The 14841-nt window shown below is 71.9% G+C and carries 10 protein-coding genes; 4 read left to right on the top strand and 6 right to left on the bottom strand.

The features are described 5' to 3' along the window. Positions 1-103: 103 nt before the first annotated feature. Genes coaA through K1X13_RS08205 form a run of 3 tightly spaced genes read left to right on the top strand, consistent with a single transcriptional unit; the run spans position 104 to position 3136 of the window. On the top strand, positions 104-1072 hold the full coding sequence (coaA, locus tag K1X13_RS08215) for a type I pantothenate kinase (protein ID WP_221024436.1): 969 nt from the start codon (positions 104-106) through the stop codon (positions 1070-1072). Between the two features lie 4 nt (positions 1073-1076). Then, the gene (locus K1X13_RS08210; protein WP_221024435.1) at positions 1077-2057 is read left to right on the top strand and encodes a YihY/virulence factor BrkB family protein; all 981 of its coding nucleotides are present in this window, start codon (positions 1077-1079) and stop codon (positions 2055-2057) included. A 59-nt stretch (positions 2058-2116) separates the two neighbouring features. Continuing rightward, on the top strand, positions 2117-3136 hold the full coding sequence (locus K1X13_RS08205) for a GNAT family N-acetyltransferase (protein ID WP_221024434.1): 1020 nt from the start codon (positions 2117-2119) through the stop codon (positions 3134-3136). A gap of 36 nt (positions 3137-3172) precedes the next feature. Here the strand turns inward: K1X13_RS08205 and K1X13_RS08200 are convergent, their stop codons facing one another. From K1X13_RS08200 to rplM, 4 genes are read right to left on the bottom strand one after another with little or no spacing between them, the layout of a single operon-like run. Beyond that, the gene (locus K1X13_RS08200; protein WP_221024433.1) at positions 3173-4195 is read right to left on the bottom strand and encodes a GNAT family N-acetyltransferase; all 1023 of its coding nucleotides are present in this window, start codon (positions 4193-4195) and stop codon (positions 3173-3175) included. A 43-nt stretch (positions 4196-4238) separates the two neighbouring features. Continuing rightward, positions 4239-5585: a phosphoglucosamine mutase gene (gene glmM / locus K1X13_RS08195; RefSeq protein ID WP_221024432.1), complete on the bottom strand. Its 1347-nt coding sequence runs from the start codon at positions 5583-5585 to the stop codon at positions 4239-4241. A 14-nt stretch (positions 5586-5599) separates the two neighbouring features. Beyond that, on the bottom strand, positions 5600-6103 hold the full coding sequence (gene rpsI / locus K1X13_RS08190) for a 30S ribosomal protein S9 (RefSeq protein WP_221024431.1): 504 nt from the start codon (positions 6101-6103) through the stop codon (positions 5600-5602). Between the two features lie 44 nt (positions 6104-6147). Further along, positions 6148-6591, bottom strand: a complete 444-nt coding sequence (gene rplM / locus K1X13_RS08185; protein WP_221024430.1) for a 50S ribosomal protein L13 — start codon at positions 6589-6591, stop codon at positions 6148-6150. A 297-nt stretch (positions 6592-6888) separates the two neighbouring features. On the opposite strand from rplM, the gene K1X13_RS08180 reads away from it, so the two are divergent. Continuing rightward, positions 6889-8226, top strand: a complete 1338-nt coding sequence (locus K1X13_RS08180) for a citrate synthase (protein ID WP_221024429.1) — start codon at positions 6889-6891, stop codon at positions 8224-8226. A 137-nt stretch (positions 8227-8363) separates the two neighbouring features. Here K1X13_RS08180 and K1X13_RS08175 read toward each other — a convergent pair whose 3' ends face one another. Both K1X13_RS08175 and pulA read right to left on the bottom strand, forming a co-directional pair. Further along, the gene (locus K1X13_RS08175) at positions 8364-8858 is read right to left on the bottom strand and encodes a hemerythrin domain-containing protein (RefSeq protein WP_221024428.1); all 495 of its coding nucleotides are present in this window, start codon (positions 8856-8858) and stop codon (positions 8364-8366) included. A gap of 68 nt (positions 8859-8926) precedes the next feature. Further along, positions 8927-14713 (bottom strand): pullulanase-type alpha-1,6-glucosidase, encoded by a 5787-nt coding sequence (pulA, locus tag K1X13_RS08170; protein ID WP_221024427.1) that lies wholly within the window; start codon positions 14711-14713, stop codon positions 8927-8929. Positions 14714-14841 lie beyond the last annotated feature (128 nt).

The raw sequence follows: 14841 nt of genomic DNA, 5'->3' as shown, positions 1-14841 counted from the left end.
CTTACCGGCGGCCGATCGTCCCGCCTGCCGCGCAACGGCGGCACGTGACGGGGCTCTCGGCCCGCCCTCCCCGCTCGCCCCGGTGTGAGGAACAATGCCGGGCATGCCCCCTGCCCCGCACAACGGCGGCGACCGCGAGTCCTCGCCGTACGTCGAGCTCGACCGCGACGCCTGGGCCGCCCTCGGGGCCGCCACGGAGCAGCCGCTCTCGGCCGACGAGATCGAGCGGGTCCGCGGTCTCGGCGACGAGCTGGACCTCGACGAGGTGCAGCAGGTGTACCTGCCGCTGTCGCGTCTGCTCAGCCTCTACGTGAAGAGCGCCGGCGAGCTGCACCGGGCCCAGGAGGAGTTCCTGGCCAGGCCGCACCCGCCCCGGACGCCGTTCGTGATCGGGCTCGCCGGGTCGGTGGCCGTCGGCAAGTCGACCACCGCCCGGGTGCTGGCGCAGATGCTCGCGCACTGGCCCGAGCACCCCTCGGTCTCGCTGGTCACCACCGACGGCTTCCTCTACCCCAACGCCGAGCTCCAGCGCCGCGGCCTGCTCGGCCGCAAGGGCTTCCCCGAGTCCTACGACCGCAAGGCGCTGCTCCGCTTCGTGATGGACATCAAGTCCGGCAAGGACGAGGTGGAGGCGCCGACGTACTCCCACCTCGTCTACGACGTGCTGCCCGACGAGAAGGTCGTGGTGAAGCGCCCCGACATCGTGATCATCGAGGGCCTCAACGTGCTCCAGCCGGCACGGGTGCGCGAGGATGGCCGCACCGGGCTCGCGATCAGCGACTTCTTCGACTTCTCCGTGTACGTCGACGCCGCCACCGGCGACATCCGCCGCTGGTACACCGACCGGTTCCTGCGGCTGCGCGAGACCTCCTTCCGCAACCCCGCCTCGTACTTCGCCCGCTACGGCGACCTCTCCGAGGACGAGGCCGTCGCCGAGTCCCGGCGGATCTGGGACACCATCAACGGGCCGAACCTGGAGCAGAACGTGCAGCCCACCCGGAGCCGCGCGACGCTGGTGCTCCGCAAGGACGCCGACCACTCGGTGCGCTACGTGCGCCTGCGGAAGCTCTGACCCGGTGACCACCGCCCGCACGGTCCCGGTGACCACCGAGATGGACGGCGACGAGCTCGACGCCGGGGACGCCTGGCGGGTGGCCCGGCGGGTGGGGTTCCGCCGGCTGGCGGTGAGCTCGTTCGTCCGGTTCCGCTACGGCGACGGCTTCAGCCACAGCCGGGCGCTCGCGCTCCAGGCGGCGCTGGCCGTCGTCCCGTTCCTGCTCGCGCTGACCGGGCTCGCCGCGGACATCGACTCCGAGCGGCCCTCGCGGGTCGTGGCCCGGACCATCGAGTCGGTCTCCCCCGGGTCGGGGCAGCAGGACGCGCTGGCCGGCGCGGTGGTCGGCGAGGCCTCCAGCGAGGAGGCGGGTGAGATCGCGCTCGGCTTCGGCCTGGTCTTCGCGCTGGTGTCGATGACCACCGCGATGGCGCAGGTGGAGCGCGGCACCAACCGGATCTACGGGATCCGGCGCGACCGCAAGGCGCCGGCGAAGTACGGCCGGGCGGCGGTGCTGACCGGCCTGCTCGCGCTGCCGGTGGGGCTGGGCTTCCTGCTGCTGGTCACCGGCGGCGCGTTCGCGCGGGCGATGGCCGCCGACTACGGGTGGAGCGACCGGGCCGTGCTGGTCTGGAACCTCGCCCGCTGGCCGGCGGGCCTGGCCCTGCTGGTGCTGGCGATCGCGGTGGTCCTCGACCACGTCCCGCGCCGCCGCCAGCCGTCCCTGTCCTGGCTCGCGCTCGGCTCCGGGGTCGCGGTCACGCTGAGCATGACCGCCACCGGCCTGCTCGCCGCCTACGTGCACACCGCCGACTCCTTCGGGAGCATCTACGGTCCGCTCGGCGGCGTCTTCGCGCTGCTGCTGTGGGCGCTGCTCACCTCGATGGCGCTCTTCTACGGCGCGGCGGTGTGCGCGCAGCTCGAGGCGTGCCGGGCCGGGGACGAGGAGCCGTCGTACGACGACCCCGGCCGGCCGCACCACCACGAGGTCGAGGACGACTGACCCGCGGCGCCGCGGAAATCCGGATGCCGCGACACCGGACGCTCCCTACCCTTCTCGGCATGGAGATCCGCAGCGTCGACGTGCACGACGACACCGAGTTCCACGCCTTCCACGAGATCGTGGAGGCGGCGTCGCGCCACGAGCGGCCGCTGGCCACGCTGTGGAGCGAGCAGGAGGCCGCGGTCATGTTCCGCCAGCACGACGGCGTCATGAGCTGGGAGGCCCACGGCGTCTTCGAGGACGGCGTGATGGTGGGCGCCGCGCACGCGCTCTTCCCGCTCCACGACAACCTCGACAAGGTTTACTTCGAGGTGCACGTCGCACCGGGTGACCGGGGCCGCGGCTACGGCAGCGCGCTGGTCGGGCACGTCGTCGACCGGGCCCGCGACCGGGACCGCACCGTGCTGGTCGGCGAGTCCCACTTCCCCGCGGACGCCGACGAGTCCCACCCCCACCGGCGGTTCGCCGCCAAGCACGGCTTCGACCTGGCCAACACCGAGATGCACCGGGTCCTCGAGCTGCCCGTCGACGACGCGCTGCTCCGGAAGTGGGCCGAGGAGGCCGCCGCGCACCACGAGGGGTACGCCGTGACGACGCACGTCGGCGGGCCGCCCGAGGCTCTGCTGCCGTCGTACGTCCACCTGCTCAACCAGCTCGCCCTCGACGCACCGACCGGCGACATCGACTTCGAGGAGGAGGCGCTGACCGTCGCTGCCTACCGGGCCCGGCTGGAGCGGACCCGCGCGCAGGGCCGGACGCTGTACGTGACCGTGGCGACCGTCGGGGAGGGCGACGCCGCCGAGGCCGTGGCGCACTCGGTGCTGGTCGTCCCCGCCGCCGGCGTCGACGAGCCGAACGTCTACCAGTGGGCGACCCTGGTCCGCCGGGACCACCGGGGGCACCACCTCGGGATGGCGACCAAGGCGCACAACCTCCGCGCGGTCCAGCGGGCACACCCGGACCGTCGCCGCGTGCACACCAGCAACTCGGAGGTGAACGGGCCGATGGTCGCGATCAACGAGCGGATCGGCTTCCGGCCCGTGGAGGTCAACGCCGAGTTCCTGCGGAGGATCGGCTGAGGGAGGTCCGCGGGTTCGACGGGCCCGACGACCCGCTCAGCCGAGGGTGCGCTGGTACTCCCCCAGCCGCTCCACCGGGCGGAAGCCCATCGCCTCGTTCACCGCGATCATGTGCCGGTTGACCTCGGCGTTGTAGGTGACGAGCAGGGCCAGGTCGGCACGTTCGCGCTGCAGCCACAGCAGGTTGTGCGCCTTGGTCGCCTGACCCAGCCGGCGCCCGCGGTGCTCGCGCAGCACCAGGGTGCCCCACTGGTAGACCCGTCCCGGGTCGTGCGCCGGCACCGCGACCTCCGAGAACGCCACCACCGTGCCGTCGGGCGCGATCGCGACGGTGGTGTACTTCGTGCGCCCGGACGCCGCGAAGACCTCCTCGTCGGCCCGGATCCGGGCCGCGTCGAAGACCTCCGGCTCCACGTCGAGCTCGCCCGTCGGCGCCTCGGTCTGCACCGCACCGACCAGCGCCCCGAACGGCTCGACGATGTCCTCGGGAACGGGTCCGGCGAACTGACGGATCCGGTAACCGGCGTGCCGGGGCGCTGCCTCGTCGGCCAGCCGCTGCAGCATCCGCTCGTCGGCCGGCAGGTCCAGGACCCGCATCACGTTGCCGAGCGCGAAGGTGAAGCCACGGTGCAGCAGGAAGTCCGCGTGGGGGTGGCCGCTGCCGTCAGCCGCCCCGGCGTACGGCGTCGCCGCCTCGGACCGCAGCGTTCGGCGGCCGTGCTCCCGTGCGACGCCCTCGAGGTGCTCGAGCATCCGCGAGCCGTGGCCGCGGCCCCGGTGGGCGGGGTGGGTGTGCACCTCGACGTCGGCCGCGTGCAGGTTGTCCATCAGCGGCAGCCCGAGCAGCCCGGTGGTCACCAGCGTCCCGTCGACGTGCCCGGAGAAGCCGAGGCTGCGCGAGCCGGGCCGGTCGGCGGTGAGGTCGGCGCGCATCTCCTCCAGCATCCAGGGCGTGCTGTACGCCCGGCCGGCCACGTGGGCCGCGTGGTACGCCGCGTGCCAGGCCGCCATCGCCGCCGGGTCCGCGGCGTCGAGCGGGGTGATCTCCAACTGTCCCATCACAGGCTCCTCTGCAGCGTGGCACCGCCCGGCGACGGGCCGTCTAGAGCTCGAGCTGCGTCCGGACCACGCCGGCGAGCCGGTCGGCCACCGCCTGGGCCTGGTCGGCGCTCTCCGCCTCGACCATCACCCGGACCAGCGGCTCCGTGCCCGACGGGCGCAGCAGCACCCGGCCGCTCTCCCCGAGCTCCGCCTCGGCCTCGGCCACGGCCGCCGCGAGCAGCGCGTCCTCGTCGGTCCGGGCCTTGTCGACACCGGTGACGTTGACCAGCACCTGCGGCAGCCGGGTCATCACGCCGGCCAGCGCGGCCAGCGACGTGTTCTTCTCGGCCATCCGGGCCAGCACGTGCAGGGCGGTGAGGATGCCGTCGCCGGTGGTGGCGTGGTCGCTCATGATCACGTGCCCGGACTGCTCCCCGCCGAGGGAGTAGTGCCCGGCCTTCATCATCTCGAGGACGTAGCGGTCCCCGACCTTGGTCTGACGGACCCCGACGCCCTCGCGGCGCATGGCCTGCACGAAGCCGAGGTTGCTCATCACGGTGGCGACCACGGTGTCGGCGTGGAGCGTGCCGGCGTCGCGCATCGCGAGCGCCAGGATGGCCAGGATCTGGTCGCCGTCGACGACGTTGCCCTCGTGGTCCACGGCCAGGCAGCGGTCGGCGTCCCCGTCGAGAGCGAAGCCGACGTCGGCGCCCCGCTCGACGACGGCCCGCTGGAGCACGCCGAGGTGCGTGGAGCCGCAACCCTCGTTGATGTTGAGCCCGTCGGGCTCGGCGCAGATCGCGACCACCTCGGCACCGGCGTCGCGCAGGGCGCGGGGCCCGGCCTCGGACGCGGCGCCGTGGGCGCAGTCGAGGACGACCCTGATCCCGTCGAGGCCCCGGGGCAGAGTCTCGGTGAGGTGCTTGGCGTAGAGGTCGACCGCGGAGTCGAAGGGCCGCACCCGGCCCACGCCGGCGCCGGTCGGCCGGTCCCAGGGCTCACGCAGCCGCTTCTCGATGGCGATCTCGATCGCGTCGTCGAGCTTGACCCCGCCCCGGGCCAGGAACTTGATGCCGTTGTCGGGCATCGGGTTGTGGCTGGCGGAGAGCATCACGCCCAGGTCGGCGCCGAGCTCGGCGGTCAGGTACGCGACCCCCGGGGTGGGCAGGACCCCGAGCAGGAGCACGTCGACACCGGCCGACGCGAGACCGGCCACGACCGCGGCCTCGAGGAACTCCCCCGAGACGCGGGTGTCGCGGCCGACAACGGCAACGGGCCGGTGTCCGTTGAAGACACCGGCCTCGCCGAGTACGTGTGCTGCGGCGACCGACAGGTCCACGGCGAGCTCGGCGGTCAGCTGACCGTTGGCGAGACCGCGGACACCGTCGGTGCCGAAAAGACGTCCCACGAGAGACGCGGGCGTCAGCGCTTGCTGAACTGGGGCGCCTTGCGGGCCTTCTTCAGACCGGCCTTCTTGCGCTCGATCACGCGGGCGTCGCGGGTGAGCAGCCCGGCCTTCTTGAGCGACGGACGGTTCGCCTCGACGTCGATGGCGTTGAGCGCACGCGCCACACCGAGACGCAGTGCGCCGGCCTGGCCGGTGATGCCGCCGCCGTGGATGCGGGCGATCACGTCGAAGCGGTCCACCAGGTCGGTGTTCACGAAGGGCTCGTTCACGACCTGCTGGTGCAGCTTGTTCGGGAAGTAGTTGTCGAGCGGGCGTCCGTTGACGGTCCACTGGCCGGTGCCGGGGACGAGGCGGACGCGGGCGACGGCCTCCTTGCGACGGCCGGTCGCCGACGCGGGAGCAATGGTCGCCGGGCGGGCGGGAGCGTCCTCGGAAGGAGCGCTCTCGGAGCTGTAGGCGACGCCCTGCTCGTTGACCTCGTAGGTCTCCTCGGCGCTCTCGGTAGTGGTCTCAGCCACGGGTGTTCCTCACTTAAAACGACGGGTGGTGCTCGATCGGGAAGTTACTGGGAGACCTGGGTGATCTCGAAGGGCTTGGCCTTCTGCGCCTGGTGCGGGTGCTCCGGGCCGGCGTACACCTTCAGCTTCTTCAGCATCTGGCGGCCGAGGCGGTTCTTGGGGAGCATGCCCCAGACGGCCTTCTCGATGGCGCGGCGGGGGTGCTTGTCCAGCAGCTCACCGAACGGGGTGGACGACAGACCGCCCGGGTAGCCCGAGTGGCGGTAGGCCATCTTGGTGGTCTTCTTGTTGCCGGACAGGGCCACCTTGTCGGCGTTGATGATGATGACGAAGTCACCACCGTCAACGTGCGGGGCAAACGTGGGCTTGTGCTTACCGCGAAGCAGCGTCGCGGTCTGGACGGCGAGGCGTCCGAGCACCACGTCGGTGGCGTCGATGACGTGCCACTCACGCTGGATGTCAGCGGGCTTCGGGCTGTACGTACGCACGGATGTTTGCCTTCTCATCGAATCGGTAGTGGTGGAGCGGCTCGCGGTGCGAGCCAGGCGGCTCGCCGGTGGCGACGGGGTCAGACCTCGCCGGGTGCCACGCATACGACGTGCCGCGACCGTCAAGACTACCGGCGGTCCCGGCCCAGGGTCAAAACGGCCCCGGTTTCGCTCCGGGGACGCTTCGGGCATAAGTTAGGTAGGACTGACCAGTGTGACACCACAGTACGACGTCCCCCGGCGAGCACCTCACGAGCGGTGCCCGTCCCCGGGCCCCGAAACCAGCGAGGAGCCGACGTGACCGACAGTACGGCCACTGCTTCCACCCAGAACGCCGGCGCCACGTCCGGCGAGACCCTGACCGTCCGCGACAACCGCACCGGCCAGGAGTACGACGTACCGATCCTCGACGGCGCCGTGAAGGCCGCCGACCTCGGCAAGATCCGCACCGCCGAGGACGCCCCCGGCCTCGCGGTCTACGACCCCGGGTTCGTCAACACCGCCTCCTGCCGGAGCTCGGTCACCTTCATCGACGGCGACAAGGGGATCCTGGAGTACCGCGGCTACCCGATCGAGCAGCTCGCCGAGAAGTCGAGCTACCTCGAGGTGGCCTACCTCCTGATCCACGGCGAGCTGCCGACCAAGGACCAGTACGACACCTGGGCCCACGAGATCACCTACCACACGTTCGTCCACGAGAACGTGCGGAACTTCATGGAGGGCTTCCGGTACGACGCCCACCCCATGGGCATGCTGCTCGCCTCCGTCGGCGCGCTGTCGACGTTCTACCCCGAGTCGCGCAACATCTCCGACGCGGACAACCGGCACATGCAGATCGTCCGGCTCATCGCGAAGATGCCGACGCTGGGCGCCTGGGCCTTCCGTCACGCGCAGGGCAAGCCGTACGTCTACCCGGACAACGACCTCGGGTACGCCGCGAACTTCCTCGCCATGCTCTTCAAGATGAGCGAGCCGAAGTTCAGCGCCGACGAGCGCCTGGTCCGGGCCCTCGAGGTGCTGTTCATCCTGCACGCCGACCATGAGCAGAACGCCTCGACCAACGCGGTCCGCTCGGTGGGCTCGACCCAGGTCGACCCGTACTCCGCGGTGACCGCCGGCATCGGCGCGCTCTACGGCCCGCTGCACGGTGGCGCCAACGAGGCCGTGCTGCGGATGCTGCGCCGGATCGGCTCGGTGGAGAAGGTCCCCGAGTTCATCGAGGGCGTGAAGAACGGCAAGGAGCGCCTGATGGGCTTCGGGCACCGGGTCTACAAGAACCACGACCCGCGCGCCACGATCATCAAGAAGGCCTGCGACGACGTCTTCGAGGTCACCGGGGTCAACCCGCTGCTGAAGATCGCCGTCGAGCTGGAGAAGATCGCGCTCGAGGACGAGTACTTCGTCAAGCGCCGGCTCTACCCGAACGTGGACTTCTACAGCGGCCTGATCTACGAGGCGCTGCAGTTCCCGCCGGAGATGTTCACCGTGCTGTTCGCCATCCCCCGCACCTCGGGCTGGCTGGCGCAGTGGCTCGAGCTGGTGCAGGACCCGGAGCAGAAGATCGCCCGGCCGAAGCAGATCTACACCGGCCACCGCACGCGCGACTTCGTGCCGGCCGCGGAGCGCTGGCGCTGACCGTCTCGCGGTAGAACCCGGAGCACGGCACGAGGTCCGTCCCCGCACGTCGGGGGCGGGCCTCGTGCCGTGTCCGTGGGTCCCCCGAGGTCCGGCGACGTCCCCCGTCCGGCGACGAGTTCCGCCGCCGGGCGGACCTAGCCCGTGACGCCGGCGAGCGAGCGCGGCTCCGCGGCGATGTCGGCGAGCGACACGTGCGGGGACCGGGCCAGCATCGGCAACAGCAGGTCGTTCTCCTTGACCATGTGCGCCTCGAACACGTGCCGCAGCGCGTGCGCGGTGGCGGCCGCGTACACGGCGTCCACCGTGTCGTCGACCTCGGTCACCAGCCGCTGGATCATCTGGTGCTCGGCGAGCATCCCCTCGACCAGCAGGGTGCCGCGGGGGTCCGCGTAGCCCACCGGGTACAGCACCCGCTCCTCGGCCGCGGCGTGCGGCAGGAGCTCCGCGCGGCACCATGCGGTGAGCTCGAGCCGGACCGTGTCCACGTCCCCGGCGTGGGCGAGCGCGACGGCGGCGACCAGCGCCTCGACGTGACCGTCGAGGGTCGCGAGCATGCCGACGTGGTGCTCGGCCAGGGCTGCCGCGGCTTTCCGGTCACGTTCGAACGAGACGACTCGGGAGCGGGCCATGTCCCCCATTCAGTCCCGAACGACCCCACCGGAGACAGGGCCGAAGGTCCCCTGTCTCCGGTGGGGTGTCACCGCCGCACGAACACCGCGGCGGTCCGGCCCGGAACGGTGACCGCGCCGCCGGCCGCCGACGACCGCCGCACGACCGGGTCCGAGCCGGAGGTCTGGACCGGGTGCAGGGTCCACCCGTCGCCGACCGAGGACACGGTCTGCTCGCCCGGTGAGGCGTTGAGGACGACGAGCACGTCGCGCAGGGCCGGATCGGCGTCCTCGCCCGCGGTGTCGTCCACGTGCATCGCGACGACACCCGGCGCGGCCTGCGGGAACGACACCTTCTGCTGGATCGCGGCTGCGCTGCCGAGGCGGAACAGCGGTGTCGACATCCGGATCCGGAGCAGGTCCGCGGCCGCCGCGTGCGCGGCGTCCATGTCCTCGGCGCCGGGGCGCAGCGCCTCGTCGCCGAGCAGCGGCGCCATGTACTTCCACTTCGCGCCGTTGTCGGCCTCGGGCGGAAGGCCGGAACCGAAGGTGTTCTCCTGCCGGGTCCAGTCCACGCGGTTGAACCAGTCGCCGGAGTCGTAGGAGTTCCGGTCCAGCGACTTCGAGCGGAGGATGTCCGCGCCCGCGTGCCAGAACACGACCCCCTGGGAGAACGCGGTGGTCGAGAGCGCCAGGGTGTTCATCCGGACCCGGTCGCGCATCGACGTACCCGTGGGCAGCTTCATCGTCAGGGTGTCGAAGATCGTCTCGTTGTCGTGGGCGTCGACGTAGGTCACCGTCTCGCTGGGGTCCTCGGCGTAGCCGGCGGGCGACCCGTTGTAGTCCACCTCGCGGCCGGACACCTCACGTCCAGAGGAGTCGGTGAAGGTGAAGTCCGCCAGGTTCCCGGCCAGGCCGAGCTTGACCAGGTCCTGGGCGTGCAGCAGCCGCTCGCGCTGCTCCTGCTCGGTGCCGTTGACCGCCGCCCCGTTCGGGTCGGTGAACAGGCCCGAGGCGAAGCCCTGGACCCGCGGGTCCTCGTCGAAGGGCCCTCCCCCGCGCACGGCGTCGCGGAGCCGGTCGGAGAACGACCCGATCCCGGTGCCGCCGAGGTTGGCCTGGGTGGCCTGCTCGAAGCGGGCGTCGTCGGCGACCTCGCCGAAGTTCCAGCCCTCGCCGTACAGGTAGATGGCCTTGCCGTCGACGCCGTCGCGGCGCACGGTGAGCCGGTCGAGGGCGGCGCGGAGGTTGAGCATGTTCTGCTTCGAGTGGTGGCCCATCAGGTCGAAGCGGAAGCCGTTGACCTTGTACTCCCGCGCCCAGGTGAGCACGGAGTCGATCATCAGCTTCTCCATCATCGCGTGCTCGCTCGCGGTGTTCGCGCAGCACGTCGACGTCTCGACCGCGCCGGTCGCCGAGAGCCGGTGGTAGTAGCCGGGGACCACCTTGTCGAGCACCGACTTCGCGTCCTGGCCCGAGGCCGCGGTGTGGTTGTAGACCACGTCCATGACCACCTGCAGGCCGGCGCCGTTGAGGCCCTGGACCATCTCCCGGAACTCCAATGTGCGCCGCGTGCCCTCCGGGTCGGTGGCGTAGGAGCCGTCCGGCGCGGTGTAGTGCAGCGGGTCGTAGCCCCAGTTGAAGCCGTCCTTCCCGCGGACCTCGTCCACGCAGCGCTGCTGCTCCTCGGAGTCCGGGGCGTACGACGCGAGGTCACAGCCCGGCGTGGCCTGCTCGCCGCGACGCTCCTCGATGGTGGCGATGTCGAACGCCGGCAGCAGGTGCACGGTGTTCAGCCCCGCCTCCGCGAGCGTGCGCAGGTGGCGCATCCCGTCCGAGCCGGCGCGCGCGAAGGCGCGGTAGGTGCCGCGCTCCCCCGCGGGGACGGAGGTGTCGCCGATGGAGAAGTCGCGCACGTGCAGCTCGTAGACGTTGCGGTCCTCGTCCTGGGCGAGCCTCGGCGCCTGGAGCGCCGACCAGCCGCTCGGCTTCAGGGCCGGGTCGGCGAGGTCCGCGACGACCGAGCGTGCGGAGTTGGTGGTCAGCGCGACCGAGTAGGGGTCGGTGACCCGGTTCCGCTCGATCCCGCCGGTGGCCGGGGCGTAGACCTCGACCTCGTAGAGGTAGGAGGCGCCCTTCCACCCGGCGCGGCCGGGCGCGGTCCAGGACCCGTCCGGCCGGCGGTCCATCGGGACCCGCGCGGGCTCGGCGGCGCCGTCGGCCCAGACGAGCAGGTCGACGTCGCGGGCGGTCGGCGCCCACAGCGCGAACGACGGGACGCCGCGGGCCCAGGTCACCCCGAGGGCACGGTCGCGGGCGTCGCCGTACACGTCGTCGAGCACGCCCGGGACCTGCACCCCGGTGGCGTCGACGAGCAGCCCCGCCTCGTCGTACGACGCCACGGCGAGCTGGCCGCGGAGCATGTCCGGGACGAGCTTGCGGTCCTGGTCGGAGAGCCGGAACGCCTCGTAGTCCTCGAGGTGCGGGAAGTCGGCGAGCACGTCGGCCGGGAGACCCTGCGGGTCGTAGGTCAGCGGCACGGAGTCACCGCCGGTGACCGCCTCGGCGTCGACCGCCAGGTCGGCGTCCGGGGACCAGTGCAGCCGGTAGCGGCGGGCGGCCGGGTCGCTCACGTTCCACGCCACGATGCCCTCGCGCAGCCACTGCGCCTCCTGCTTCGACAGGTCCGGGCTGGCCCCCGCGGCTCGACTGGAGACGGTCAGCACGTGGCTGGCGACGTCGTACGAGAACAGCACCTGCACGCCGTCCGAGGGGACGTCGAAGTCGATGTTCGCTCCACCGGGCGCACCTCCTGCCCCGTAGTTCTCGTTCCACGACAGACCATGCGTGGCCTTCACCTGGTACGAGCCGGCCGGGAGCCGGGTCGTCGCGAACGTGAAGGTCCCGTCGCCGTCGGGGTCCTGGAGCCAGGCCGCCATGCACCCGGGGGTCCAGTCCGAGGGGCAGCCGAGCTCGTCCTGGAACGAGCCGGCGGCGGTGACGATCGGCCCCTCGGCGTCGGTGGTGGCGTAGTGGGTGGCGTGGTCGTAGTAGAACGAGACCGGTCCCCCGGCGGCGTCGAGCGGGATGTTCGCCCCGCCGGGCGCGCCGCCGGCGCCGTAGTTCTCGTCCCAGCCGCGGTCGATGGCGGCCTTGTACTCGTAGGTGCCGGCGGGCACGTCGACGGTGGCCTTCCACACCGAGTCGGCCGGGTCGAGGGACATCTGCGCCTCGTCACAGGCGGGCATCCAGTCCCCCGCGCAGCCGATCTCGCCGTTGTGCGAGCCGGGCATGGAGACCGCGGAGGGCTGGGTGACCGGGCCGCCACCGCCGGTGTCGCCGCCACCGCCGCCGGAGGCGGGCTTGCCGACCGTGGCGTAGGTCGAGGCGACCGACAGGTTGCCCGTGCTGTCCCGGAGCACCGCGCGGTACTCCAGCAGCGTGCCCTGCGGCAGGCCGGAGAGGTCGTGGAAGACGCGGTAGGGGGCGTTGTCGTCGGTGCCGAGCGCGGTCCAGTCGTCGGCCCCGGCGTGCCGCCAGGCGATGCTCACCTGGTTGAAGCCGCCCTCGGGGACGGAGACCGCCACCTCCTGGCGACCGCCGACGGTGCCGCCGGCGCTGGGGGTGCGGAAGTACGCGGCGGGCGCGGCCTCCCGCTCGGCGACGGTGCCGGCCGCGCGCAGCACGACCGCGGACAGCGGCGGGACGGTGACGTCGAGGCGGCCCTCCCGGTCGGACCTGGTGGACGTGCCGGTGGCCGGCCACACCTGCTTGAACGTGCCCCGCTCCATCAGGGTGCCGAAGGAGGCGCGCTGCTCCGTCGCGGCGTTGTTGACCGCGACGACGTACTCGCGGTTCTCCTCGGGCGAGATCCGGCTGAACGCGTAGATCCCGGCGCGGCCGCTCGCGTAGCGGTGCAGCTGGGCGCCGTCGGCCAGCGCCGGGTACCGCTCGCGGAGCGCGGCGAGCTCGGCGATCCGGCGGTACAGCGGGTGCGCGGTGTCGAAGTTGGCCTCCGCCGTGGTGGCGTCGGTGCCGATGAGGTCGTCGTCGTTGTACGACGGCACCCGGCTCGCGAACATGTCCTGCCGGGCGTCCTTGTCGCCGCCGTCGCCGGTGAAGCCCTGCTCGTCGCCGTAGTAGACGACCGGCTGGCCGCGGGTGAGGTACATCAGCGTGTGGGCGAGCTGGTCGCGGCGGAGCAGCTCGTCGCCGCCGGCGCCGCCGGCGAGGAACGAGCCGACCCGGCCCATGTCGTGGTTGCCGAGGAAGGTCGGCAGTGCGTAGGCGTTCGAGTCGGTGTCGGTGTAGTAGTCGTCCCCGGCGAAGAAGTCGCGCAGACCGGTGGTGGGCCTGCCCTGGGCGAAGCCGACCCCCGCGGACTGGAAGCCGAAGTCGAGCGTGGCGTCGAGCCGGCCGGTGGTGGTGTAGGTCGAGGTGACCTTCGGGTCGGCCTCGTAGACCTCGCCGAAGGCGAAGAAGTCGTCGTTGCCGACCCGTCGGGCCTCCTCGGCGATGGCGGGGGCGAACTCCTGCCAGAACTCCATGTTCACGTGCTTGACGGTGTCGATCCGGAAGCCGTCGATGCCGAAGTCGACCCAGCTTTTGTAGATGTCGGTCATCCCGTCGACGACCTCGGGCTTCTCGGTGAAGAGGTCGTCGAGGCCCACGAAGTCGCCGTACGTCGAGGACTCGCCGGCGAAGGTGGAGTCGCCCCGGTTGTGGTAGTTCGTCGGGTCGTTGAGCCAGGCCGGCTCCTTCACCGTGCGGTCGGCGTCGGTGCGGAAGACCGGCGTGTAGGGGAAGGAGGTCTCGGCGTCGAGCTCGGGGAAGGAGTCCCGGCCCGCGTGGTCGGCGTCGTCGAACTCCGTTCCCGAGGCGTCCCGGTAGGGCGAGGTCTCCTTGCTGACGTAGGAGTAGCGCTGCTCCTCGTAGTCGACGACGTCCGCGGTGTGGTTGGTGATGATGTCGAAGAAGACCTTGATCCCGCGGGCGTGCGCCTTGTCGATGAACGCCTCGAGCTCGGCGTTGGTGCCGAAGTGCGGGTCGATCCGGGTGAAGTCGGTGATCCAGTAGCCGTGGTACCCGGCCGAGGCGTTCTCACCGGTGCCCTGGACCGGGCGGTTCCGGAAGGACGGGGTCAGCCAGATCGCGCTGGTGCCGAGGCCCTCGATGTAGTCGAGCTTCTCGGTCAGGCCGGCGATGTCGCCGCCGTGGTAGAAGCCCTTGTCCTCGGGGTCGAGGCCGGTCGTGAGCCGGTCGCCCTCGAGGCCGCCGGTGTCGTTGCCGGGGTCGCCGTTGGCGAACCGGTCGGCCATCACGAAGTAGAAGTTCTCGCGCGACGTGGGCTGGCGCAGCGAGGTTCCGGCCAGGCGTTCGTCGGCCGGGGTGACCTCGCCGGACGGCTGCTCCGCCGGGGCGAACGCCACCGCGTGCGTGGCGTGGTCGTAGCTGAACCGGAGCGACGCGGCGTGCTCGAGGTGCAGCGGCAGGTTGGCGCTGCCGTCTCCCCCGCCGCCGTAGCTCTCCTCCCACGAACCGTCGAGGGCCACCTTGAGCTCGTAGCTGCCCGCCGGGACGGTGAAGACCGCGTCGTACGTCGTGGAGCCCGGCCCGTCCACGGGGCGCAGCCCGGTCGCCTCGCAGGCCGGCCGCCAGTCGCTCTCGCAGCCGAGCTCGTCCTGGAGCGACCCGACCAGGGTCACGCTCTGCGGCAGGTCGGTGTGGTCCGCCGCGGCCGGGCCGGCGGCGGCGACCGGGACGACCAGCGTGGAGGCGGCCACCAGCGCCGCGAGCGCCGCGGCGGGGGCCCGGGTGGGGCTGGGGGTGGGACGGGCCGTGCGAGGGGTGCGACGCAGCACGAGGGCTCCAGACATCCGAGGGGGAGGAACGTGACGAACCGGCTCGAACCAGGGTGAGCCGGACCACACTCAACACCATCCAGCAAGAATCTGACAACCCCTGCAAGGTCTTGCGACGTGTCTTTCAGGGGCGATGACCTTCG

The organism is Nocardioides jiangsuensis (assembly GCF_019679455.1).
Lineage (GTDB): Bacteria > Actinomycetota > Actinomycetes > Propionibacteriales > Nocardioidaceae > Nocardioides_C > Nocardioides_C jiangsuensis.
Note: the sequence above shows the minus strand (reverse complement) of the source record. Positions and strands in the feature narration are given on the sequence as shown.